The sequence below is a fragment of the Nocardioides ginkgobilobae genome, from assembly GCF_054781275.1.
In genome coordinates this window covers 226,012-248,848 of the sequence record NZ_BAAGUS010000003.1, presented here as the reverse complement: position 1 = coordinate 248,848, position 22,837 = coordinate 226,012, and the positions used below count along the sequence as shown (strand labels likewise).

Genomic DNA, 22,837 nt, shown 5'->3' with positions numbered 1-22,837 from the left:
CCAAGATCGTCGGCGAAGCCGCCGGCGTGACCCGGTTCAAGTCCGAGGCCGCATTCGCCCGGCACGCCGGGATCGCGCCGATTCCGGTCTGGTCGGGCAACACCAAGGGCCGCGTCAGGCTCACCCGATCCGGCAACAGACAGCTCAACGCGGCCATCCACCGCATCGCCGTGACACAGATCCGGCTCGACGGCCTTGGAAAGACCTATTACGAGAAGAAGAAGGCTGACGGCATGTCCACGCCCGAGGCACTGCGCTGCCTGAAACGACGTTTGGCCCGCATCGTCTTCAACCACCTCAACACCGATCAAGCAGCGGCCGCGACTGGACTCGCGGCCGCCGCTTGACATAGGAGAAACGCATGGCATCTCCCCAGGTCGTCGCCGAGGTCGTGCGCTCCGGGTTCGTCGAGGGGCAGCACCACGGGTCGGTGGTGGCGCTGGCGCCCGACGGGTCGGTCGCGTGGGCGGTCGGTGACGTCGACTCCCCCGTGCTGCCGCGCTCGTGCAACAAGCCGCTGCAGGCCGTCGCCATGGTCGAGGCGGGTCTCGACCTGCCTCCGGAACTGCTGGCGATGGCCTGCGCATCGCACTCGGGCGAGGCGATGCACCTTGAGGCGGTCCAGCGCATCCTCGACGGCGCCGGACTGACCGAGGACGACCTGCAGTGCCCGGTGGACTGGCCGATGATCGACGCGGTCCGGGACGAGGCGCTGCGGTCGGGGGCGTCGGCGTCGCGGCTCTTCATGAACTGCTCGGGCAAGCACGCGGCGATGCTGGCGACCTGTGTTGCGAAAGGATGGGACACCGCGACGAACCTCTCCCCCGACCACCCGCTGCAGCAGGCGATCCTCGCGACCTTCGCACGGCTGACCGGGGAGCCGGTCGACACCGTCGCGGTGGACGGGTGCGGGGCGCCGCTACTGTCGACCTCGCTGACCGGGCTGGCGCGGGCGTTCCGCGCCCTGGCAGTCGCGACGTCAGGGGCCGAGCACCGGGTGGCGTCGGCGATCCGGGCGCACCCGGAGCTGGTGTCGGGGTCGACGCGGGACGAACTGACGCTGCTCCGAGCGATTCCCGGCGCGATCGGGAAGGCTGGGGCGGAGGCGTGCTACGCGGTCGCGCTGCCGGACGGGCAGGCGTTCGCGCTGAAGATCGAGGACGGCGGCGCCCGGGCTCGGCCAGTCGCCATGGCGGCGGCTCTGGAGCGGTCGGGGGTGCTGGAGATGGCTGGGGTGGATGCGGAGGCGGTGCGGCGCACGGGGGTTCACGTGCTGCACGGGGGCGGTGTTCCCGTGGGCGAGGTGCGCGCGGCGTACTGACTTTTTATGTCCAGGATCCTGAGCATTGTGTGACACACTGTGCAGGTTGCTGAACGAAGGAGACCAGCTCATGCCGCAGCGTCTGCCTCAGGCGCGGGTCCTGCGCGCCGGTCGGCAGGCAGGCAACCACGTGGCGACCTGGCGCAAGCTGCAGGGGCTCACGTCGGCCCAGCTCGCCGAGCGGGCGGGGATCTCGAGGACCACCCTGAGCAAGCTGGAGTCCGGCGAGCTGGGCGTCAGCCTGGGGGCCTACCTCAACGTCCTGCGTTCTCTGGGCCAGCTCGACCGGGCGGTCGAGGCGCTCGACCCCTACGAGACCGATCTCGGCCGGGCCCGGGCCGACGAGGCGCTCCCGCGCCGGGTCCGGCCGAGCAGCTCATGAGCGACAGCGCCCACTCACTCGCCGCGACCCCCGCCTCTCTCGAGGTCCACGCCGAGATCGCCGGCGAGACCGTCCTGGTCGCCACCGTGCGCTTCCGCCACCGCGGGGCGACCACGACGACGGACTTCACCTACGCGCCGACCTACCTCGCCGACGCGCGCTGCTACCCCGTCGACCCGGCACTCCCCCTCACCGCGACGACGCACGTGATCGCCGGACTCCCCGGCTGCCTCGCCGACACCACGCCCGACTGGTGGGGGCGTCAGCTGATCACCCGCAAGCTGCGGCTCGACGCGTCCCGTTCCCGAGCGCCGATGCCCCTGATCACCGAGGTCGACCACCTCGTCGGGGTCAGCGACCTCACCAGGCAGGGCAACCTGCGGGTCGCCCTGCCCGGGCGCACGGACTTCCTCGCGCCCGATCTCACCGTGCCACCGCTCGTCCGGCTCCCCGACCTGCTGGCAGCCTCGGCCCGTGTCACGTCCGAGCACGCGACCGACGAGGCGGTGAGCGACGCCCTCCAGACGCTGCTCGCCGCGGGCAGCGCCACCCTCGGCGGCGCCCGGCCCAAGGCCTCGGTGATGGGCGGGATCGACGAGGGTGAGGTCAGGTTGCTCATCGCGAAGTTCCCCTGGCGCGAGGACGAGTGGGACGTCATGGCGTGGGAGAAGACCGCGCTGGACCTCGCCGAGCGCTGCGGCATCCCTGTGCCCGCCCGTCGCCTCGTGGACGTGGGCGACCAGCACGTGCTCCTCGTCGAGCGCTTCGACCGAGGACCGGACGGGGGACGCGTCGGCTACCTCAGCGCCCGCACCCTGACGGAACGACCCAGCAGCGCGGGCAACGACTACCTCGACCTGGTCGCCGCCGTCGAGGACCACTCCAGCGCGGCCGCCGCGGACCTGCGTGACCTCTGGCGCCGGATCGCCGTCACGGTCGCCCTCCACAACAGCGACGACCACTTCCACAACCACGGTTTCCTCCGCACGGGCAGCGGGTGGCGACTAGCACCCGCCTTCGACATCAACATCGACCCCCGGCCGGCGCAGCCGCGCGCCACCTCGCTCGTCGGGGCCGCCGACCGGGACGGGACCCTGCGGGCACTGGTGCGCGACGCGGCGTACTTCGGCCTGGAGCCGGCCCAGGCGCGCACCGGACTGCTCGAGATCCGCGACGCGCTCGAGGGGTGGCGCGACGTCGCCGCTGCCAACCGGGTGCCGGACTCGGAGCTGGACTCCATGGGCTGGGTCATCGACGACTTCTGCCGGACGGTCGGCAGCACCAGCGCCTGAATGCAGCTCTGCCCGCCTCTGTACCCTTCGGACTGTGCTGGACGTGCGGACGCTGGACCTGAACTTCTACCTCGTGGTGACCTTCGTGCTCCTCGTGGTGAAGATCTTCGCGTTCGTCAACGCGCTGACCCACTCCAACGAGGAGTACGAGGCGGCCGGGAAGCTCACCAAGACCGCCTGGTCGCTGATCCTCGGGCTGGGTGTCGTCGTGCAGCTGCTGCTTGCCGGTCCGCTGGGGCTGCTCAACATCGTCTTCACCATCGCTGCGTTCGTCTACCTCGCCGACGTACGGCCGGCCATCGCCGGGCTGCGACGTCGCTGACTTGTCACCCAACTGAGGGTCGCTTCACACCCGGCTGTGGATCGGCGCTCCTAGTGTCGAACCAGGGGCTCGCGGGGGGCGGGCCCCACCCGATCGCAGGAGCGTGGGCCATGCACGACTTCGACATCCGACCCTGGGGCGAGTGGCAGGTCCTCGACGACCAGGACGGCTTCAAGGTCAAGCGGATCGTGGTCCACCCCGGGCGGCGGCTGAGCTACCAGACCCACGAGCACCGGGCCGAGACCTGGGTCGTGGCGAAGGGGACCTGCACAGCCGTGATCGACGGGGAGACCGTCGTCGCCGGACCGGGCGAGTCGGTCCACGTCGAGGTCGGCCAGCCGCACCGGATCACCAACATGCACGACGAGCTGCTGGTGATCGTCGAGGTGCAGCTGGGGGCGTACACGGGTGAGGATGACATCTGCCGGCTGGAGGATGACTACGGGCGGGCTGCCGTCGGCTGAGGCTCCAGGCTTTCGTGGCTCGCTGCGCTCGCACCTCAACCAATGGGGGGCGAGCGGGGAAACCGCGGTGTCACTTTTGCTCGGTTAAGGTTCTCCGAGCCGGTTCCGCCCGTTCCCAGGGCATGACTCAGGGAGTCGGCGGGATCGAACGGAGCACCAGTGGAACTGCGGGACTACCTGCGCATCCTCCGACGCCGGTGGATGCTCATCGCCACCCTGACCCTGCTGGTCGTGGGGGCGGCGGCCGCGTGGACGTTCACCAGCACCCCGCAGTACCAGTCGACCGCCAGGCTCTTCGTCTCCACGACCTCCGGCGACGCCGGCGACAGCACCGGCGCGGCATACCAGGGCGGCCTCTTCTCCCAGCAGCGCGTGACCTCCTACGCCGACCTCGTCGGCAAGAGCGAGGAGCTCGCGCAGACCGTCATCGACGACCTCGGCGTGTCCCTGACCGCCGGGGAGCTGATGGACTCCGTCGAGGCGACCGTGACCCCCGAGACCGTCATCATCGACCTGGCCGTCACCGACCCCGAGCCGCTCCAGGCGCAGGCGCTCACGCAGGCGTACGCCGCTGCGCTCAGCGACCTCGTCCGCCAGCTCGAGACGCCCGCCGGCGCCAGCGAGCCCCTCATCCGCGCCAGCATCGTCGGCTCCGCCACCCTGCCGACGACCCCCGTGGCACCCCAGCCCGTGCGCAACCTCGGCCTGGCGCTCGTGCTGGGCCTGCTCCTCGGCTTCGGCGTGGCCGTGCTGCGCGAGCTGCTCGACACCACGATCAAGTCCCCCGACGACCTCCGCGAGACCACCGAGGCGCCGCTGCTGGGCACCGTCGGCTACGACCCGGCCATTCGCACAGAGCCGCTGGTCACCTCGCTGGCGTCCCACGCACCCCGGGTCGAGGCCTTCCGCGTGCTGCGGACCAACCTGCAGTTCGTCGACGTCGACGCCACGACCAAGGTGTTCGTCGTGACTTCGGCACTGCCCGGCGAGGGGAAGACCACCATAGCGGCGAACCTTGCCATCACGCTCGCCCAGGCCGGCCAGAAGACGCTGCTCATCGAGTGCGACCTGCGCCGCCCCAAGGCGTCGCTCGCACTCGGCCTGGACAACTCCATCGGGGTGACGACCGTGCTCGTGGGCCGTGTGGCCTTCGAGGACGCGCTCCAAGAGCACGCCCCCTCAGGTCTCACCGTGCTCGGTAGCGGCGCCGTGCCGCCGAACCCGGCCGAGCTGCTGCAGTCGAAGGCGATGTCGGAGATGCTCGAGCGGGCCAAGGACCGCTTCGACACCATCATCATCGACGCCCCGCCGCTGCTGCCTGTCACCGACGCAGCGCTGCTCTCGGTGCAGGCCGACGGGGCGATCGTCGTCGCTGCGCACGGCAGGACGACCAAGGAGCAGCTGGTGCAGGCGCAGGACCGGCTCGAGCAGGTCGACGCCGAGCTCGTGGGTCTGATCCTCAACATGACGCCGGCTCGGCGGCGTGGTGGCGGGGGCTACGGGTACGGCTATGGCTACGGCTATGGCTACGGGTACGGCTATGCCCCGGAGGCCGAGAAGGCCGCGCCTGCGAAGAAGAGGGACCGGAAGAAGCAGCACTGATCCCCGGTCCGGGGTTTCGAGACGGTTGCAGAGCAACCTCCTCAACCGCCGGGCCGATCGGCATCCGGATCCGCCATCTACAGGCCTGGGTGCGGGCCAGTGGTCTCGACGCACGCTCGTCGCTGACGCTCCTCGCTGCTCGACCACCAAGGCAGGGCCGCGGCCAGCTCGACCCACGACGGTCAGATCAGCAGGTGGTGCTCACCGTTCCTGAGTAGTTCTCAGGGCGAAGACCGGGGGTGACCCTGACGGGTACGGACGCGGCTGCCTGCGGCACCTCAATCTCCCACGTGATGTCGGCGGGCTTGCCCGGCTCGAGCAGCAGGTAGGCGGTGCTGACCTGGCGGTCGCCGAGCGTGTCGTCCTTGTCGGGGTCGAAGTCCTTGCCGCGGATCGTGAAGCCGGTGACGGAGCCGCCCGAGGGCGTGGCTAGCCGAATCTGGACCAGCTGTTCGCCGGGAGCCACTGTCACGTTCTGGCCGCCCTGGACGTAGGGCGGGATGGACGCAACGTCACCAGGTGGAAGGGTTTCTAGCCGCATCGCAACCGCCACACGGGCCGTGCCACCGGTGCAGCTGGTGCCGCGGGCGCGCACGTCGTAGTCGAGGTAGTAGGACATCTTCGAGCCGGTGCCGTCGAGCAGGCTGACGTCGATCAGCTCGGCGACCCCCTCGCCGTCCTCCGAGGCGCCCGCCACCCGGCGGGCGGCCAGCTCGGCCTGCTCGGCCTCGTCGGTGAGGTTGACGTAGACCCGGCCCTCGTCCCCGGCGCGCACGAGTGCGCGCAGCAGGTCGCGCGGGTTGCCGACGTCGCCGCCGGCGACCCGGTCGAAGACCGTCGAGGCGACGGTGCGGAAGAAGGCGTCCTGGGCCGCCGGGTCGGGGAAGTCGGCGTACACCTGGCTGAGCAGGACGTCCGTGGCGTTGTCCTGGGTCAGCGTGTAGGGGCCGACCTCGATGGGTCCGGTGACACCGAGTAGGTAGGAGACGGCGACCGTGTCGAGGGTGAGCACCCCGTCGAGGTCCTCGGGGTGCACCTCCTCCCAGCGGGCGCGGATCAGCTCGGCGGCGCGCGGCCAGTCGGGGGTGAAGTTGGCGTCGAGCATGTAGGTGCCGAGTTTCTCCGAGTAGATGTCGACCTCGTCCTCGGTCAGCGGAAGGACCGGAGTCGCGCGCTCACCGAAGCGGGCAGCCGAGTCCTGGCGTCCGAGGTCGATGGCACCGCCGTCCGCGGTGACGATCGACATGGCGCCGGGCAGACCGCCGGTCGCGCGGATCTCGGCGTTGTTCTGGAAGACCAGGAGATACTCGCGCTGCCCCTGGGCACCCAGGAGCTCGGGGAGCAGGTCGACACCGACGGCGGCGGAGTCCATCGCACCGGCCGCGTCTCCGACGATGGTCACCAGCTCGCGGTACTCGGTCTTGAAACGGTCGACGAAGCCGCTGCTGTCCTCGGCTGCCAGGTCGGCGCGCGCCGCGGTCAGGGCCTCGGCCGCCTGGCGGACCGGCGCCTGCAGGTCACGGACCGCGTCCAGGTCGACCGACCCGTCGGCGGGGAGGATCCGGTCCAGCTGGGTCGCCTGCTCGGCCAGCGGCGCGATGCCGGTGTTGGCCAGGTCGGACACGACCCGCGCCGCCGTACGGACGCCTGAGGCGTCGTCGCCGACGACGGGCAGTGCGGTCGCGAGCGACCAGAGGACGCCGTCAGTCTGTTCGGCTGCGTCGGCCGACGACTCCTGGAGCGCGGTCAGTGCGGTGTCGATCTGCGCCTGGTCCCCGGACTCCAACGCCGTGCGGGTCGCCTCGGCATCACGCACCGCCTGCTGGAGAGAGTCATTGACCTGCAGGGCCCGCCAGCCCACCAGGGCCCCGAGGACCAGCACGACGAGCAGGAGCAGCCCGGAGACGAGCAGGACGGCACGGCGGCGAGACATGCGAGGACCCTATCGACGGTGGGCGGCAGGTGCGGACCGGACGCACGAAGGCCCCCGTCCGACGACGGGGGCCTTCGCAAAAGCTCAGGTGCTGCTGACGCGAAGCGTCAGAGGCGGATGACCTTCGTGGACTTGTCGCAGGGGTCCTTCTTGCCACGCTGGTAGAGCGCGACGATCTTCGTGGTCTTCTTCGGGACGCGGGCGTTGAACGGCACGCGGTCGGCGGGGCCCTTGTCGCGCTGGCGCAGGACGACCTTGCCCGACATGTAGATCAGGGTGACCTGACCGGTGCACTGGGCTGCGTCACCGTCGACGCCGAGGCGGACGACGATCCGCTCCTTCTTGCCGGCCTGGACGTTGCCGTCGCTGCCGGTCTTGACGTCGGTCGGGACGGTGGGCTCGTAGGCGGCGTGGGCGGCGGTGCCGGAGAACGCCAGCATGACCCCGGCCGCGGCAGCGGCGATGATCTTCTTCATGTGAGACTCCCCATGAGGCGCTTGCGGCACCTAGGTAGTAATTGGACGGGGTAAAGACAACCACAGGTGAGCCGCCCCGCGCGAGTCCATCTCAGAATACTTTGGGGTGAAGCCCGAGATGTTCACGTCGCCGAAACATGCGGCGCGACCTGCGACGACGTCGTACCGAGTGGTAGCCGGAGTTCGAACCGGGCGCCCACCGCCGTCGGCGCCAGGCGCGCGGTGCCGCCGTGCGCCTCGGCGATGGCCCGGACGATGGCGAGCCCGAGCCCCGCGCCGCCACGGTCAGCGGCGACACCGCGGTGGCTGCGGTCGAAAATCCGCGGGGCCTCGTCGACGGGCACGCCCGGACCGTCGTCGGCGACCCAGACGACCAGCTCGCCGTCGTCGACGCGGGCGCCCAGCTCGACGCGGGCGTCGGCACCGGCGTGCTTGACGGCATTGGCGACCAGCTGGGTCACCGCCTGGGCCAGCCGGTGCGGGTCGGCGGTGACGGTCAAGTCGGCGGCGACGTCAACTCGCAGCTCCAGCGGGGTGAGGGTCGAGAGCCGGCGGTGCAGGTCCGTCAGGAAGGTCGGGACCTCCACCCGGTCCGGCCGCAGGAAGTCGGGGTGCTCGGCGCGGGCGAGGAGGAAGAGGTCGTCGACCATCCGCGAGAGCCGGTCCAGCTCGTCGAGGACCAGCCGGGTCGTCTCGGCCCGCTCCTCGGGCGTCTCGTCCAGCTCCAGCAGCTCCACCTGCCCGCGGATCACCGTCAGCGGGGTGCGCAGCTCGTGACTGGTGTCGTCGAGGAAGCGCCGCTGCGAGGTGAATGCCTCCTCGAGCCGCCCCAGCATGTCGTTGAACGCCTCGGCGATCTGCGACGCCTCGTCACCGCCGCGGGTGGGGATGCGGCGCGACAGGTCGGTGTCGGAGATCTCCCGCGCGGTGGCGGCCAGCACCACCAGCGGCCGCAGCACCCGCCCGGCCAACACCGCGCCCAAGGTCGTCGCCAGGAGCAGCGCCAGCAGGCTGATCAGCTGCTGGGTCTGCAGGGAGTCGGCGATCTCCTCCCGCTCGAAGGCCGGGAAGTTCGCCACCACGAAGAGCCCCTGCTCGCCGTCGCTGCCGGTCAGCGGCAGCGCGACGTACTCCGCCGGCCCCGCCGCGGTCTCCCGCTCGCCGCGCTCCTCCTCGGTGAGCGAGAGCCAGTACGTCGTGGCGGCGCCGAGCTGGTCGGGAGCGGCGGCGTCCGAGGCACGGCGAGAGGCCACCAGGCGGCCGTCGAGGAAGGCCAGCAGCGTCTCTCCCTCGTCGGGGACCTCGCGGGAGAAGTACACCTCGAAGATCGCTGCCAGGTCCCCGTCGAACGGTCGGCCCGTGCGCGGGTCGTTGCCGTCGGCCAGCAGCCGGAACTCCTGCGCCTCGCGCGCCAGGGACTCCGAGACCTCCTCGTCGAGCTGGTTGAGCAGCGCCGCGCGCAGCAGCAGCACCGAGCCGAGCGAGGAGATGACGAGCACCAGGACCACCACGGCGAGGATGCGGACCCGCATCCCGCCCAGGAGCCCCCGCACCCACGTCACCCGGGAAGCGTAGGGCGGGGCCCCTCACCCCCTCCGGGTGCCATTAGGTAGCCCGGATCCCGCGATCGAACGCTTCCACGAGAGCAACAGCCTGCGCGCGCCACACCCGATCCCGTTTCTCAGCCGCCCAAACTCTCTCAAGCGGACTCACACAGACAGACCACTGGTCGAGGAGGATTCGACGCTCCTCAACCCCGAGAAGCGCCGCGCAGACCTGTCCCCACAACCGCATGAGGGCCAGTGACGGATCGACGCCCTCCGCGAGCAGGACTGGAAGGAGGTCCTCGTCGTATAGACGGTCCGCGAGATAGGTAGAGCCGAGATACCACCGACGGACAACGGCAAGGTCCTGGGCGTCTTTGAGCTGATTCCAGGCCAAACGGTCATGAAGTGCGGCGATCTTCAGGAGGGCGAATCCCTCCGGGGTGGGTAGCGTCAGGTCCTTCCCCAGCGGCAACGCGACCTTCACACCAGACCGAAAGACGGACTCGAAGCCCAGCACGCTGAACGGCTCATCGGGACGCGGAGGGGGCGTCACGGTGCCCGCCGGTCGCTCGACTTCGTGTCCGAAGGGCATGACGTCCACATGCATGCCCGCCACGGTGAAGGCGATGCCGGAGGAGCTGCCACGCACCTTCGGTCATTGAGAGGTCAGGTCGGACCACTGTTGCATACTCGAGACCGCGATCCCTAGGTCCACGTCGTGGGTGTGCACCATCGGCGATGAATCACCCAAGGCTTGCGCCCAGACGTTTCTGCAGTGCGCCCCCACCAACATCAGTCGCGAGATGTCGGCGCCTCGATCAAGCAGGTCCTCGACGACACGGTCGACCACGGACAGGTCGACGCGACCAAGGTCTGCCGTCTCAGCCAGCATGGAGTCGGAAAAAGTCGTGTCCCGCGGTGCGGACCCTGGCATCCTGCGACGACATGAGCTCGGCATACGTCACGACCCACGGGATGCTGTGTCGTTGGTCAGGCGTAGGCGACTGCCAGAACCGACGCAGCACGATGGTGTTGGCCTCGCCCTGCTCGGCGGTGCGCAGCCGCAGACCGGAGAGCAGCGGGCCATCGATTTGAGGGGTGTAGACGGTGACCCGGGCGGGCTGAAGCAGGTCCCGGACAGCCCACTCACCTCCGAGCAGGGCATCGCTCGAGGCGACAGGCCACCGGTGAGGGTCCGAGTAAAAGACGCCGATCTCCATTTTACGGCGAAGACCCCCAGGAAAGGCGGCCGCCCAGTTCAGCGCCAACCCGTGGATGTCGGTCAGGTGGGACGTCCGTGCCAGTCGATCGATGTACCCCAAGCTCTCCAGCGCCGAAAGCACGTCGTGCACGAGCCCGACAGACGTTCCAGCCACCTGGGCGATCTGACGGACGGGCTTGTCTAGGACCTCCGGCCAGGACAAGAGAACTGCGAGGACCTGGGCTCGTCCAGCACTGTAGAGGTTGGTCGTCGGCGCGCCGGAGGCTCCTGTTCGCCCCGACTTCAGAGGCGTGCGCGGCGTACCGGTTCCACTCAAGGCGACCACCACTTCATCGAAGGCGATGCTGGCGCCGCCGCACGAGTCGACGTAGTCGATGCCCGCGCGCCGCAACATCGAGCCTGTCTTCGTGGTGATCTTGTCGCTGATGAGGAGGAGGGGGGTGCCGAGCGCAGCACCGCTCGTCGGCAGATGCTTGGCCTGGGCTGCAGGCATCACGACGGCGTCGTACACGCGGCTGTGCTGGCGAACTGCGAGGCGGGCTTGGCCGTGCCCTGTGTCCTGCAGCTGCGGCGACGCCTCGATCCGCACCTGCCAATCCGTCAGCTGCGCGGTGACCTCGCCCCAGAACTCGGGCGAAGCATGCACGCCGTTCAAGAAAGTCATTTGTTCAAGATAACTGAACGTCGACGTTAGTTGAACAAGGTTGCCGCCCTCTGGCAGCAATGGCACTGGGCCGACCCGTTGTCCACGGGTCGGCCCAGTTTAGTCACTCAACAGGCGTCAGCCGACGGAGATCTCGACCTCCGCGACGGAGCCGGTCTGCGCGGTGACCTTGCGGTCGACGGGGTCGGCCTTCGGGGCCAGGGTGCGCAGGGTCCACTCACCGTCGCCGGCGAAGAACCGGAAGTGGCCGGTGGCGGAGGTGGGGACCTCGGCGGTGAACTCGCCGGACTTGTCGAGCAGACGCACGTAGGCGCTGCCGACCGGCTCGCCGTCGCGGACCACCCGGCCTTGGATCACGGCCTCCTTGGCGACGTTGACGCCGTCGAGGGAGAGTCCGCCCTCGGTCGCGCCGCACATCAGGCGTCCGCCGATCCGGCGTCGTCACCGAGGACGACCGGGACGCCGACGAGCGAGCCGTACTCGGTCCACGAGCCGTCGTAGTTCTTCACGTTCTTCTCGCCCAGCAGCTCCTTGAGGACGAACCAGGTGTGGCTCGAGCGCTCGCCGATGCGGCAGTAGGCGATGGTGTCCTTGCTCCAGTCGACGCCGGCCTCGGTGTAGATCTGGCGCAGCTCCTCGTCGGACTTGAAGGTGCCGTCGTCGTTGGCCGCCTTGCTCCACGGGACGTTGGCCGCGGTCGGGATGTGGCCGGCGCGCTGGGCCTGCTCCTGGGGCAGGTGGGCGGGGGCCATCAGGCGACCGGCGTACTCGTCGGGGCTGCGGACGTCGACCAGGTTCTGCGTGCCGATCGCGGCCACGACCTCGTCACGGAACGCGCGGATGCTCGAGTCCTGCTCGGTCGCGGTGTAGGAGGTCTTCTCGCGGGTGGGGAGCTCGTCGGTGAGCTCGCGGGAGTCCAGCTCCCACTTCTTGCGGCCGCCGTCGAGGAGCTTGACGTCCTGGTGCCCGTAGAGCTTGAAGTACCAGTAGGCGTAGGCGGCGAACCAGTTGTTGTTGCCGCCGTAGAGCACGACGGTGTCGTCGTTGGCGACGCCGCGGTCGGAGAGCAGCGCCTCGAACTGGGCCTTGTTGACGAAGTCGCGGCGGACCTGGTCCTGAAGGTCGGTCGTCCAGTCGAGCTTGATGGCGCCCTTGATGTGGCCCTTGTCGTAGGCCGCGGTGTCCTCGTCGACCTCGATCAGCACCACCTTCGGGTCGTCGAGGTGGTCCTCCACCCACTGGGCGGAGACGAGGGTGTTCTCGCGGGTCATCGGTTGAGCCTTTCGTCGGGTACGGCGGTACGTCGGTGATGTCTGGTCGGTCGGCCCGGGTGTGGGCCTGGTCGAGGTGGGGTGCGGCGGTCGCTCAGGCGGCGGCGCGGCGGAACAGGAGGAACATCTCGCAGCCGAGGCAGAAGCGGAACACGGCGTTGAGCAGCGCGGCGACCAGGGCGAACCCGATCGCGGTCTGGGCCACGACGACCCCGCCGGCGGCGCTGAGCCCGATCGAGTAGCCGACGAGGGCGACGAGCGTGAAGCCGAGACCGACCGCCTGGGCGAAGCGCGGCGGGGCCGGGTCCTCGAGCTCGGTCGGGGCCGAGAGCCGCGGCCGCACGAGGGTCTTGAACAGCCAGGCGTGCGGGGTGCGCTGGACACCGCGGGTGGCACCGAGCGCGAAGAGCGCCGCCTGGACGGCGGTCAGCACGAGCGCCGCGGCCGGGGGCAGCAGCAGCACCGCGACGAGCACGACGGCGGTCAGGCTCGCGGCGAACTGCGGGCCGCGGGGGTCGATGCCGGCGGGCGCCTGCTGGGCGGCCTGGGCCTGGGGGTCGAACGTGGTGGTCATGTCTCTCCTGGGCGACTCGTCGTGGGTGCGTCGGAGGACGCGACGAGGCGGTCGAACGGCTGGACGGGGAAGGGTCAGCGCATCGACGTACGACACAGGCTGGAGCGGGAGCGGCAGTAGTCGACTGCGCGCCGCTTCGTGAGCCAGGTCGTGGACATGACAGGAACAGTAGGTTCGGCGGCCGATCTATTCCCAATCCATGTCCCACATCGTGGAACGTGCATCCACCATGTGGGATGGCGGTCCGCCGCTCCTCCGTCGTCCGGCGCCCGTCGGGGTGAAGTCGGCCCTTGCCGCGCATGGACCCCGCCGATCCGGTCACCTGCAGCGGGTTCCCGACAGCAGGAGGTTCCATGACCACCACGCACGAGACCGGCCCCAGCGCCGGCGCCACCGGCGCGGGCACCACCGACCAGGCCAAGCAGGCTGCGTCGACCGCCGCCGAGCGGGCCCAGGACGTCGCCGGCACCGCCACCCAGGAGCTCGGCTCGGTCGCCGGCGAGGCCACCGCCCACGCCCAGGACCTCCTCGGCGAGGTGCGCGGCCAGGCCGGCCAGCTCCTCGGCGAGCAGGCAGGCACCCAGCGCGACAACCTCGTCTCGACCCTGTCCAGCGTCAGCTCCGACCTCCGCTCGATGTCCGAGGGCGAGGGTGGCGCCGGGCTCGCCGGCACCCTGGCGCGCGAGGTCGCCGACCGCGCCCAGCAGCTCCAGCACCGCCTCGACGGCCGTGACCCCGCCGAGCTGCTCGACGACGTACGCCGCTTCGCGCGGCAGCGTCCAGGGCTGTTCCTCGCCGGGGCGCTCGTCGCCGGCATCGCCGCCGGGCGGCTGGCGCGCGGCGCGCAGAGCGCGTCGAGCAGCGGGCCTACCAGCGGCACACCGACCTCCGGCACCACGCCGGCCCAGGTCCCGGCTCCCCGCGGCACCGCCGACGGCCTCCCGGTCCCGACCACGCCCACCCCGCCGGTGACGCCGGCCGTGGGTGGCCACGGTGACCCGCTGACCGACCCGCTGAACGACCCGCTCAGCGACCCGATGGCCGACCCCGCCGGCGGCGGGCCGCTCGGCGAGCCGGGCCACGGCCTGCGGAGGGGGCCGCAGGGATGACCACGACACCCGCAGGCACCAGCGCCACCGACGTACCCACCCCTCGTGGGGCCGAGGACGAGCGCAGCCTCGGCGAGATCGTCCAGGCGCTGACCCAGGACACCACCACCCTGCTCAAGCAGGAGCTGGAGCTGGCCAAGGTCGAGCTCAAGGCGGAGGCGACTCGCGCCGGCAAGGGCGCGGGGATGCTCGGGGGCGCCGGCCTGGCCGGCTACCTCGTGCTCCTCTTCCTCTCGTTCACGTTGATGTTCGGCCTCGACACGGTGCTGCCCCTGTGGGCCGCCGCGCTCATCACGGCGGGGGTCTGGGCGGTCGTCGCCGCCCTGCTCGCCGTCACCGGCCGCACCGCCCTGAAGAAGGCCAACCCGCAGCTGCCGAAGACGCAGCAGACCCTCAAGGAGGATGCACAGTGGGCACGAGCACAGAAGAGCTGAACCGCGAGATCGAGGCCACCCGCACGCGGATGACCCAGGATGTCGACGCCCTGCAGGACCGGGTGAGCCCCTCGGCGATCGTCGAGCGCCGCAAGGCCGCCGCCAAGGGCCGGCTGTCCTCGATCAAGGACTCCGTCATGGGCACCGCCGGTGACGCCGCCACCAGCGTGCGCCACGCGGGGGGCTCGGTGGGAGGCTCTGTGAGCGGGACGGCCAGCGGTGCCGGCGACAGCATCGCCTCCGCCGCCGGGTCGACCGTGGACTCGGGTCGGGACGCCGTCCAGGGCAGCCCCCTGGCGGCCGGCCTGGTCGCCTTCGGCGCCGGGTTGATCGTCTCCGCCCTCGTGCCGGCCACGCAGAAGGAGGCCGAGGTCTCCCAGCAGGTCGTGCAGACAGCCAAGGAGAAGGCGAAGCCGGTGCTCGAGGACGCTGCCACCAGCGCCCAGGAGGCCGGTTCGAACCTCAAGGACGAGGTCGCCCGCGTCGCCGGGGAGGTCAAGGACAGCGCAGCGGAGTCCTCGCAGCGGGTCCGCGACGAGGCCGCCTCGTCGGTCGAGGAGGTGCGCGACCAGGCCCCGGGGACCTGAGTCGACGCCACGTCCCGGCCGGACCGTACCGAGACCGTCCGGCGGGACGCTGGGAGCAGAGCGAGGGCCCGTCGTGATCGCACGACGGGCCCTCGACCGTCTCCCGCTAGGGTGCGGCGGTGGTCACGACACCTGCGCCCGGCGCGGCCGGCCCCCGGCGTACGGCGCTGATCACGGGGGTGGCCGGCCAGGACGGTGTGTACCTGGCGCGGCACCTGCTGTCGCTGGGGTACGCCGTGGTCGGCACGCTGCGGCCGGGCTCGCGGTGGGCGGCCTCGACACTAGGCCGGGCCTACGCCTACCTGGACGGAGTCACGCTGGTCGACCTCGACCAGCGCGACCACGAGGGCTGGGCGGCCGTGCTCGAGGGGCTGCGGCCCGACGAGGTGTACAACCTCGCCGGCTTCACCTCCGTCGGTGCGTCGTGGGGCGCGGCCGAGACCGTCGCCGAGGCCAACGGCATGGCCGTGCTGCGGATGCTGGAGTCGCTGCGCGCGTTCCGCGACCGCCACGGCTGGGCGCCGCGCTTCTTCCAACCGTCGTCGTCGGAGATGTTCGGCGTCACCGACCAGCAGCCGCAGACCGAGAACACCCCGCACCACCCGCGCTCGCCGTACGCCGCCACCAAGTCGTTCGCGCACCACCTGACCGTGAACTACCGCGAGTCCTACGGCTTGTTCACCGCCACCGGCACGCTCTACAACCACGAGTCGCCGCTGCGGCCCGCCCACTTCGTGACCCGCAAGATCTCGTCGGGCGTGGCTGCCATCTCGCTCGGCCGCGCCTCGTCGCTCACGCTCGGCAACCTCGACGTACGCCGCGACTGGGGCTGGGCCGGCGACTACGCCCGAGCGATGCAGCTGGTCCTCGCCCAGGACGAGCCGGGCGACTTCATCATCGGGACCGGGGTCTCGCGGTCGCTGGCCTCCGTGCTCGACCTGGCGTTCTCCTCGGTGGGGCTCTCCTCCGCCTCCTACGTGGCCCAGGACCCGTCGCTGATGCGCCCGGCCGACGTCGCCTCGCTGGTCGGCGACCCGACCAAGGCGCGGGAGCAGCTGGGGTGGGAGCCGTCGGTGCCGTTCGAGGACGTGATCGCGCACATGGTGCGGGTGGACGTGGAGCGGCTGCGGACGGGCGTCGAGGAGTCGGCGGGGTACCTGCAGCCGTAGGGCGCGCCGCCCCGCTTCCCCCTCCCCGCTGTCCCGCGCTGTCCACAGGTCGCGGGATTCGGGCTGGCGCGCTCGGGGGTAGTCCTTCTAGCGTTCGTGGCGCGCCCGCTGCCGGGCGCGAAGCTCTCGGGAAGGCAGCAGATGAGACGAACGATCGGCCCCCTCGCGTCCGGCCTCGCGCTCGTGGCGGCGCTCTCGGCGTGTGGCGGCGACCCTGCGCCGCAGTTCGAGGCGGAGCCATCGGCGGAGCCGACCACTGCCTCGCCCTCCGCGTCGGCCGAGCCGGAGCCGTGGCAGGAGCGGACGCCGGAGGGGGCGGTTGCCTTCGCTAAGCATTGGACCGCGACCTTCAGTGAGGCGTTCAAGACAGGTGAGACAACTGCCCTCGACGAGATCAGCGCGAAGCAGTGCGAAGGCTGCAACTTCTTCGTCGCGCTGATCCGCGAGGTGTATGACGGCGGGGGATCTATCGATGGGGACGCTTGGCAGTTCGTCAATGCTGGCTGGTCTTCACCAAAGGGCAACGAATCGATCGTTGCGGTCACCGGAACGATGCGAATCCCGGCGCAGACAATTCGACGGAGCGGCGAGGAACCCTCCGTAGCGGCGCCCCTAACGGAGCGGTACATCTTCACGGTCTCCTGGACTGAGGGTCGGTGGCAGACGACCGAGCTGGTGCGCCAGGCATGAAAGCTCTCTTGAGTGCCGCTCTCTCGATTCTGATCTTCGTGCTATCCAGTGGACCCGCGATCGCTAGCGGGGAAATCGACGCGGAAGCGGGAGCCAACGAGTTCAACGCAGGACTAGGCATCTCCACTGGCCCCACTTCGACGAGCAGCACCAGCCCGACGTCCAGTCAAGACATCGACTGGGTCCCAGAGCCAATTTGTGTCAGAGGCGAGGGCACGCCAGGCGACGCCTACTACGGCTGCGGCTCTCAGATGACTTGTGGAGAGAATGGACTGCTCTTCAACATCTGGGGCGTCAGCGCGGATGGGTCGGTGGAACTGGGCGGCACTTACTGCGACGAAAGCGGCAGTCCCCAACCCGCCGACGTCTTGACCCCCGGCCGCATCCTCGAAGCCTTCCGCCGCATCCCGGTCCCCGAATCCCCCATCGGCGTCAACCCGGTCGGTGGGCGGACGCTGGTCAACTTCGACACGATCCTGCACACCGAGGCCGAGCCGTTCACGGAGACGGTGCAGCTGCTCGGTCGGAGCGTCACCTTCGACATCGAGCCCTCGGAGTTCGCCTGGAGCACCGGCCAGGGAGACGGGTTCACCACGAGCGACCCGGGCCAGCCGTACCGGGAGTCGCTGCCCATGTCGGCGTACGTCACGCACCGCTACCTCCGAGCCGGCGACGTGCGGCTCGGACTGCAGACCACGTGGACCGCTCGCTGGCGCGTCGGCAACGGACCGTGGCGTCCGGTCGACGGCGTCGTCACCATCGACAGCGACCCGGTGCCGCTCGAGGTCGTCACCGCGCGGCCGCAGCTCGTCACCTACGACTGAGTCGGGCGCCCTGACCGGCACCCTCCCCGGGCGGGGTGGGGTGCCTCGGGGCGGACTGGGTACCCGCACCCCATGTCGACTCGCATCCGCGCCCTCGCCCTGGTCTGCACGCTGAACCGCTCCCCCGAGCCGTCCAGCTCCGACAAGCTCGCCCGCCAGGTCCTCACCGCCCTGGAGGACCACATCGACCCCAGCCAGCTCGAGCACGAGGTCGTGCGCGTGGTCGACCACGACGTCCGCTTCGGCGTCAGCACCGACGAGGGCGACGGTGACGAGTGGCCGTCGATCCGGGAGAAGATCCTGGCCAGCGACATCGTCCTGCTCGCGACCCCGATCTGGATGGGCCAGCCGTCGTCGGTGGCGAAGATGGTGCTCGAACGGCTGGACGCCGAGATCTCCGAGACCGACAACCAGGGCCGGCCGATCCTCTTCGACAGGGTCGCCGGCGTCGCGGTGGTCGGCAACGAGGACGGCGCGCACCACGTGGCGGCGGAGTGCTTCCAGGCGCTCAACGACGTGGGGTTCAGCATCCCGCCCAACGCCACGACGTACTGGGTCGGCGAGGCGATGCAGGGCACCGACTACCAGGACCTCGACGAGACACCGGAGAAGACGGCCGGCACCACGGCCGTGCTCGCCGCCAACCTCGCCCACCTCGCCCGGCTGCTGCGCGAGATGCCGTACCCGCCGCAGGACTGATCCGGACGCCGGACCGTAGCCGGGCTGGCGTAGCCACCACCTGGCCCCAGGGCCACCACCGCCGGCCGGGACCGCCAAGCAGCCGCCTGCTGTGCCTACGACGCGCAACGGGACTGCGGCCTGCGGCTGCCCGCGCAGGCACACGACGCCACCGCCTCCTGTGGATGAGTCGGAGCGCGACCCGCCGATCCGACCGATGCTGGAGCAGTGGACGACCTGCCCGACGTGCTGACGGCGCTGACCGCGCTCGGCGGCGTCGCGCGGCGCGGCGCACTCGTCTCCGCGTGCGGCCGGACCGCGGTGGACGCAGCGGCGCGGGGCGGGGTCATCCTCCCGGTCGCCCGCGGCACGTGGACCTCGGCGCTCGAGTTCGACCGAGCGCGTGCCGAGGCACTGGCGCTGCGCGCCGTGCTCGCCTACCGCAGCGCTGCCCTCGACCGGGGCTGGGCCGTGTGGACGACGCCGGACCGGCCCGAGGTCATCGTGCCCAAGAGCCGCCGCGTGTCGTCGGAGCGTCGGCGCGCCGTGTCCTTCCACCGCACCGACCTGGCGGCCGATGACGTCGACGGTCATCGGACCAGCGCCGACCGCACCGTGCTCGACTGCCTGCGGGCCCTGCCCTTCCCCGACGCCCTCGCGGTCGCCGACTCGGCGCTGCGCGCCGGGATGACTCGCTCACACCTCCTTGCCGTCACTCGGGACGCGCGCGGTCCCGGCGCCCGCCGCGCTCGAGAGATCGCGGCGTCGGCCGACCGCAGGGCGGCCAACCCTTTCGAGTCGGCGCTGCGGGCGATCTGCCTGCAGGTCGAGGAGCTGCACGTCGTCCCCCAGGTCGACATCCACGACCCGCACTTCCTCGGCCGGCCGGATCTCGTGGACTCCCGGCTCCGCATCGTCCTCGAGGCCGATTCCTTCGAGTGGCACGGGAGCAGGGAGGCCCTGGTCCGGGACGCGCGCCGCTACAACGCCTTCGTCGCGGCAGGTTGGCTGGTCCTGAGGTTCACGTGGGACGACGTGATGCACCGACCCGAGCAGGTGGCGGTCACGCTGCGCAACGTCGTCAAAAGGCGGACCGAGATGATGTGCCTCGGGTGCGTCGCCGCCTGAGACGCGGCGATCGGCGCCCTCGACGACTCATTCGGTCTGCGTTCCGACGAGGTCTGGGACCGAGCGGACGTCAGACGATCCCGTCGAGGGTGGCGAGCACCGTCTCCTTGCGAGGAGCACCCGCCGCGCGAGTGGCCTCGCGGCCGCCGGCGTCGAGGATGAGGGTCGTGGGGGTGCGCAGCACGTCGAGGCGGCGCACGAGGTCGAGGTGGTGCTCGGCGTCCACCTCGAGGTGGACCACTCCGGGGACGACCGCAGCGACCTCGGACAGCACCTGGCGGGTCGCGCGGCAGGGGGCGCAGAAGGCCGAGGAGAACTGCAGGAGCGTCGCCCGCTCGCCCAGCTCGGCGTCGGGGAGGGCGGCGACGACGTCGTCCCAGGCGCGGGGACCGGGCTCGGACGCCTCCGGGGCTCGACCCACCGTCGTGCCGGACGTGTCCCCGTGCTCGACCGCCGGGGCAGCCCGGAAACGGCCGTCGGTGCGGGCACGGTAGAGGCCGAACCCCAGCGCCAGCACGACGGCGACGAGCGCGATCACGACTCCGGTGGACACGCTCCCAGAACAGCATCCCCCCGCAGGGAATTCCGCGGCGGGGGCACCTGGCGCAGCGTCAACGCGATCGCGTCCGCCAGGCGCTGCTCCTGGGTGGCGTGCCACTCGCGGTGGAAGTGCATCAACGTGCGCGGCACCGACGCCCAGCACGCGACGCAGCTGTCGTGGGCCGACATATCCGCGGACTGGCCCGAGTCCATGCGCGGAACCTAGCGGCGATGAGCGCTCTCAGGAGCGCGGCGCGCGCAGCCGAGCCTCGAGGCGGCGTACCCGCTCCTCCAGCTCCAGCACCTTCGCGATACCGGCGATGTTGAGCCCCTCGGCCAGCAGCTCGCGGATGCGGTGGAGCACCTCGATGTCGGCCTGGGAGTAGAGCCGGGTGCCCCCATCGGTGCGGTCGGGGGTGAGCAGCCCGCGCCGCTCGTAGACGCGGAGGTTCTGGACCTCCATCCGCACCATGTCGGCCGCCACCGAGATCGCGAAGACCCCGCGCCGGCGCTCGGTCGGCCGGTCGTCGCGCGGGGCGTCACCAGGTGGGGTCATGGGGTTGATCTTCGCTGATCGATGGAATACAACAAACCTGTATCCGTTGATACAGGTACGACGGACTTACGCAGACCCCGGCGTACCACCCGTCCTGACCGATCGACCCGAAGAACCAGGAGGACCCCATGCTGCTCCGCACCACCGACCCGTTCCGCGACTTCGACCGCCTGACCCAGCAGCTGCTGGGGACCACCAACCGCCCGGCCGTCATGCCGATGGACGCCTGGCGCGAGGGCGACCGCTTCGTCATCGAGTTCGACCTGCCGGGCGTGGCCCGCGAGTCCATCGACCTCGACGTCGAGCGCAACGTCCTGACCGTCCGCGCCGAGCGCGTCGCCCGCAACGGCGACTGGGAGCGCCTGGCCTCCGAGCGTCCGACGGGCGTCTTCAGCCGCCAGCTCGTCCTCGGGGACAACCTCGACCTCGACCGGATCGAGGCGACGTACGACGCCGGCGTGCTGCGCCTGGTCGTCCCGGTCGCCGAGAAGGCCAAGCCGCGCAAGATCCAGGTGGCCGCCGCTCCCGAGCAGGAGACCGTCGCGATCGAGTCCTGACCGTCACCCGAGCCCGACCCGAGCCCGGTCCGCCCACGCGCGGGCCGGGCTCCGGCGTACCCGGGAGCGACCGCTGGTCCGGACCACCTCAGGTGCGCGCCATCCGGGTCGATCCGGAGGATCGAACTCGGAGCACGGACTCCGGAGAGACCGTGGAGGAGAGATGGTGACGACCCTCGTGGTGGCGCTGGCCGTGTCGGCGTGGTTGTTGCTGCCCCTGCCCCTGGCCGTCGCGTGCGGACGGGCCTTCGACCTCGGTAGCCGGTCGGACGACCCGGCCGGCGGGGCCTGAGCCTCAGTCGCCCGCACGCAGCGCGGCAGCGCCGCGGCTCAGCCGCCGGCGAAGGGTGGCAGGAACTCCACGGTCTCCCCGGGCCGCACGACCACCTCGCCCGGATCGGCGGAGCCCACAGGCAGGTCGCCGACCAGCGCGGAGCAGACCGCGAGCACCTCGCCCAACCGCGTGCCCGGGTGCAGCGCGACCGCACGCTCCCGCAGCTCGCTGAGCGTCAGCGGGCCCGCGGACGCGACCTCGTCGAGGTCGGTGCCGGCGGCGTGCTTGGCGCCCGCCCAGTACCGCACCGTGATGACCTGCGTCTCACTCACCTGGAGAACCTTCCATCGTGTCCGGGAGGTGTCGATAAGGTAAGCCAAGCACGCAGCTGCACCCGGCCGGAGCCCGACGACGCGTTTCGGTCCCCGCCCCCGCCCGGGAGGAGACCACCACATGAGCACCCTGCTGCTCCTGACGAGCGCCCTGCAGCCCTCCGCCGAGGTCCTCCCCGGCCTCGCGCTGCTCGGCCACCAGGTCAAGATCCTGCCCGCCGAGGGCAGCGCACTGCTCGAGGCGCCCGACTCCGACCTGCTGCTCGTCGACGGTCGCCAGGACCTCGCGCACGCACGCGACCTGTGCCGCCTCATCCGTACGACGGGCACCGACGTCCCCGTCCTCCTGGTCGTCACCGAGGGCGGGCTGTCCGTGGTCACCCACGACTGGGGCATGGACGACGTCGTCCTCCACACGTGCGGCCCGGCCGAGCTCGAGGCCCGGATCAAGCTGGCCATCGGCCGGCTCGCCGCCCAGCGCGACGCCGCCGACCCGGACGCGCACCTCATCCGCTCCGGGGAGGTGCTCGTCGACGAGGCGACGTACACCGCGAAGGTCAGCGGACGACCGCTGGACCTGACGTTCAAGGAGTTCGAGCTGCTGAAGTTCCTCGCCCAGCACCCGGGCCGGGTCTTCAGCCGCCAGCAGCTGCTCCAGGAGGTCTGGGGCTACGACTACTTCGGCGGCACCCGCACCGTGGACGTCCACGTGCGGCGCCTGCGCGCCAAGCTCGGCCCCGAGAACGAGACGCTCATCGGCACCGTGCGCAACGTCGGGTACCGCTTCGTCCTGCCTGCCAAGGAGAACCGGGCCGCCGCGGACTCGCGGATCTCGCGGGACGAGGACGCGGTCGAGGCCTGAGCCGGCGCGTCGGGTCCCCCTCGAACG

29 protein-coding genes are annotated in these 22,837 nt (G+C 70.9%); 18 read left to right on the top strand and 11 right to left on the bottom strand.

The annotated features are described in order from the left end of the window. From ACYVID_RS05160 to ACYVID_RS05130, 7 genes are all read left to right on the top strand, one after another. The coding region (locus ACYVID_RS05160) for a transposase (protein ID WP_460735076.1) at positions 1-347 on the top strand (347 nt) is incomplete at its 5' end. A gap of 14 nt (positions 348-361) precedes the next feature. Beyond that, positions 362-1,321, top strand: a complete 960-nt coding sequence (locus ACYVID_RS05155; RefSeq protein ID WP_460735074.1) for an asparaginase — start codon at positions 362-364, stop codon at positions 1,319-1,321. Positions 1,322-1,391: 70 nt separating this feature from the next. Next, positions 1,392-1,703, top strand: a complete 312-nt coding sequence (locus ACYVID_RS05150; protein WP_460735072.1) for a helix-turn-helix transcriptional regulator — start codon at positions 1,392-1,394, stop codon at positions 1,701-1,703. Next, complete coding sequence (locus tag ACYVID_RS05145; RefSeq protein WP_460735070.1) at positions 1,700-2,995, top strand: type II toxin-antitoxin system HipA family toxin; 1,296 nt, start codon at positions 1,700-1,702, stop codon at positions 2,993-2,995. The genes ACYVID_RS05150 and ACYVID_RS05145 overlap by 4 nt, the downstream gene beginning before the upstream one ends. A gap of 34 nt (positions 2,996-3,029) precedes the next feature. Continuing rightward, positions 3,030-3,317, top strand: a complete 288-nt coding sequence (locus ACYVID_RS05140; RefSeq protein ID WP_460735068.1) for a DUF2516 family protein — start codon at positions 3,030-3,032, stop codon at positions 3,315-3,317. A 110-nt stretch (positions 3,318-3,427) separates the two neighbouring features. Continuing rightward, entirely contained in the window at positions 3,428-3,781 is a 354-nt protein-coding gene (locus tag ACYVID_RS05135) for a phosphomannose isomerase type II C-terminal cupin domain (RefSeq protein ID WP_460735066.1), read from the top strand. Positions 3,782-3,940: 159 nt separating this feature from the next. Further along, positions 3,941-5,383, top strand: coding sequence for a tyrosine-protein kinase domain-containing protein (locus ACYVID_RS05130; RefSeq protein WP_460735064.1), 1,443 nt, complete (start codon positions 3,941-3,943; stop codon positions 5,381-5,383). Between the two features lie 187 nt (positions 5,384-5,570). Here ACYVID_RS05130 and ACYVID_RS05125 read toward each other — a convergent pair whose 3' ends face one another. From ACYVID_RS05125 to ACYVID_RS05090, 8 genes are all read right to left on the bottom strand, one after another. After that, positions 5,571-7,316, bottom strand: a complete 1,746-nt coding sequence (locus tag ACYVID_RS05125; protein WP_460735062.1) for a DUF4012 domain-containing protein — start codon at positions 7,314-7,316, stop codon at positions 5,571-5,573. A gap of 107 nt (positions 7,317-7,423) precedes the next feature. Beyond that, positions 7,424-7,792 carry a hypothetical protein gene (locus tag ACYVID_RS05120; protein ID WP_460735060.1) on the bottom strand — a complete coding sequence of 123 codons (369 nt, stop codon included), beginning with the start codon at positions 7,790-7,792 and terminating at the stop codon, positions 7,424-7,426. 122 nt (positions 7,793-7,914) lie between these two features. After that, positions 7,915-9,354, bottom strand: coding sequence for a sensor histidine kinase (locus ACYVID_RS05115; protein ID WP_460735058.1), 1,440 nt, complete (start codon positions 9,352-9,354; stop codon positions 7,915-7,917). A 43-nt stretch (positions 9,355-9,397) separates the two neighbouring features. Next, positions 9,398-9,988: a hypothetical protein gene (locus ACYVID_RS05110; RefSeq protein ID WP_460735056.1), complete on the bottom strand. Its 591-nt coding sequence runs from the start codon at positions 9,986-9,988 to the stop codon at positions 9,398-9,400. A 232-nt stretch (positions 9,989-10,220) separates the two neighbouring features. Beyond that, positions 10,221-11,225 (bottom strand): type IV toxin-antitoxin system AbiEi family antitoxin, encoded by a 1,005-nt coding sequence (locus ACYVID_RS05105; RefSeq protein WP_460735054.1) that lies wholly within the window; start codon positions 11,223-11,225, stop codon positions 10,221-10,223. A gap of 117 nt (positions 11,226-11,342) precedes the next feature. Further along, positions 11,343-11,642 (bottom strand): DUF1416 domain-containing protein, encoded by a 300-nt coding sequence (locus ACYVID_RS05100; protein ID WP_300643750.1) that lies wholly within the window; start codon positions 11,640-11,642, stop codon positions 11,343-11,345. Further along, complete coding sequence (locus ACYVID_RS05095; RefSeq protein ID WP_460735052.1) at positions 11,642-12,496, bottom strand: sulfurtransferase; 855 nt, start codon at positions 12,494-12,496, stop codon at positions 11,642-11,644. The genes ACYVID_RS05100 and ACYVID_RS05095 overlap by 1 nt, the downstream gene beginning before the upstream one ends. 94 nt (positions 12,497-12,590) lie before the next feature. After that, the gene (locus tag ACYVID_RS05090) at positions 12,591-13,070 is read right to left on the bottom strand and encodes a DUF4395 domain-containing protein (RefSeq protein WP_460735050.1); all 480 of its coding nucleotides are present in this window, start codon (positions 13,068-13,070) and stop codon (positions 12,591-12,593) included. Between the two features lie 353 nt (positions 13,071-13,423). Here ACYVID_RS05090 and ACYVID_RS05085 point away from each other — a divergent pair, with 353 nt between their 5' ends. The 8 genes from ACYVID_RS05085 to ACYVID_RS05050 all read left to right on the top strand — a co-directional run bounded on the left by ACYVID_RS05085 (position 13,424) and on the right by ACYVID_RS05050 (position 19,689). Continuing rightward, positions 13,424-14,179 carry a hypothetical protein gene (locus tag ACYVID_RS05085; protein WP_460735048.1) on the top strand — a complete coding sequence of 252 codons (756 nt, stop codon included), beginning with the start codon at positions 13,424-13,426 and terminating at the stop codon, positions 14,177-14,179. Further along, positions 14,176-14,613: a phage holin family protein gene (locus tag ACYVID_RS05080; RefSeq protein WP_460735046.1), complete on the top strand. Its 438-nt coding sequence runs from the start codon at positions 14,176-14,178 to the stop codon at positions 14,611-14,613. The genes ACYVID_RS05085 and ACYVID_RS05080 overlap by 4 nt, the downstream gene beginning before the upstream one ends. Beyond that, positions 14,589-15,200 carry a DUF3618 domain-containing protein gene (locus ACYVID_RS05075; protein WP_460735044.1) on the top strand — a complete coding sequence of 204 codons (612 nt, stop codon included), beginning with the start codon at positions 14,589-14,591 and terminating at the stop codon, positions 15,198-15,200. Before ACYVID_RS05080 ends, ACYVID_RS05075 begins: the two co-directional genes overlap by 25 nt. A 119-nt stretch (positions 15,201-15,319) precedes the next feature. Beyond that, positions 15,320-16,369, top strand: coding sequence for a GDP-mannose 4,6-dehydratase (locus ACYVID_RS05070; protein ID WP_460735042.1), 1,050 nt, complete (start codon positions 15,320-15,322; stop codon positions 16,367-16,369). Between the two features lie 96 nt (positions 16,370-16,465). Beyond that, complete coding sequence (locus ACYVID_RS05065; protein WP_460735040.1) at positions 16,466-17,059, top strand: DUF6318 family protein; 594 nt, start codon at positions 16,466-16,468, stop codon at positions 17,057-17,059. Between the two features lie 251 nt (positions 17,060-17,310). Continuing rightward, the gene (locus ACYVID_RS05060) at positions 17,311-17,883 is read left to right on the top strand and encodes a hypothetical protein (RefSeq protein ID WP_460735038.1); all 573 of its coding nucleotides are present in this window, start codon (positions 17,311-17,313) and stop codon (positions 17,881-17,883) included. A 72-nt stretch (positions 17,884-17,955) separates the two neighbouring features. After that, positions 17,956-18,582 carry a flavodoxin family protein gene (locus ACYVID_RS05055; RefSeq protein ID WP_460735036.1) on the top strand — a complete coding sequence of 209 codons (627 nt, stop codon included), beginning with the start codon at positions 17,956-17,958 and terminating at the stop codon, positions 18,580-18,582. Between the two features lie 207 nt (positions 18,583-18,789). Continuing rightward, positions 18,790-19,689, top strand: a complete 900-nt coding sequence (locus ACYVID_RS05050) for an endonuclease domain-containing protein (protein WP_460735034.1) — start codon at positions 18,790-18,792, stop codon at positions 19,687-19,689. A 70-nt stretch (positions 19,690-19,759) separates the two neighbouring features. On the opposite strand, the gene ACYVID_RS05045 is transcribed toward ACYVID_RS05050, so the two are convergent. Both ACYVID_RS05045 and ACYVID_RS05040 read right to left on the bottom strand, forming a co-directional pair. After that, positions 19,760-20,242, bottom strand: a complete 483-nt coding sequence (locus ACYVID_RS05045) for a TlpA family protein disulfide reductase (RefSeq protein ID WP_460735032.1) — start codon at positions 20,240-20,242, stop codon at positions 19,760-19,762. A 228-nt stretch (positions 20,243-20,470) separates the two neighbouring features. Continuing rightward, positions 20,471-20,785, bottom strand: a complete 315-nt coding sequence (locus tag ACYVID_RS05040; RefSeq protein ID WP_460735030.1) for a MerR family transcriptional regulator — start codon at positions 20,783-20,785, stop codon at positions 20,471-20,473. A gap of 128 nt (positions 20,786-20,913) precedes the next feature. On the opposite strand from ACYVID_RS05040, the gene ACYVID_RS05035 reads away from it, so the two are divergent. Together ACYVID_RS05035 and ACYVID_RS05030 are read left to right on the top strand one after the other, a co-directional pair. Beyond that, complete coding sequence (locus ACYVID_RS05035) at positions 20,914-21,342, top strand: Hsp20/alpha crystallin family protein (protein ID WP_300642660.1); 429 nt, start codon at positions 20,914-20,916, stop codon at positions 21,340-21,342. 163 nt (positions 21,343-21,505) lie between these two features. Then, entirely contained in the window at positions 21,506-21,634 is a 129-nt protein-coding gene (locus ACYVID_RS05030) for a hypothetical protein (protein WP_460735028.1), read from the top strand. 38 nt (positions 21,635-21,672) lie between these two features. Here ACYVID_RS05030 and ACYVID_RS05025 read toward each other — a convergent pair whose 3' ends face one another. Continuing rightward, a complete protein-coding gene (locus tag ACYVID_RS05025; protein ID WP_460735026.1) occupies positions 21,673-21,948 on the bottom strand; it encodes a MoaD/ThiS family protein in 276 nt (91 codons plus the stop codon). Positions 21,949-22,069: 121 nt separating this feature from the next. Here ACYVID_RS05025 and ACYVID_RS05020 point away from each other — a divergent pair, with 121 nt between their 5' ends. Then, positions 22,070-22,810, top strand: coding sequence for a response regulator transcription factor (locus ACYVID_RS05020; RefSeq protein WP_460735024.1), 741 nt, complete (start codon positions 22,070-22,072; stop codon positions 22,808-22,810). The last annotated feature ends 27 nt before the right edge of the window (positions 22,811-22,837 follow it).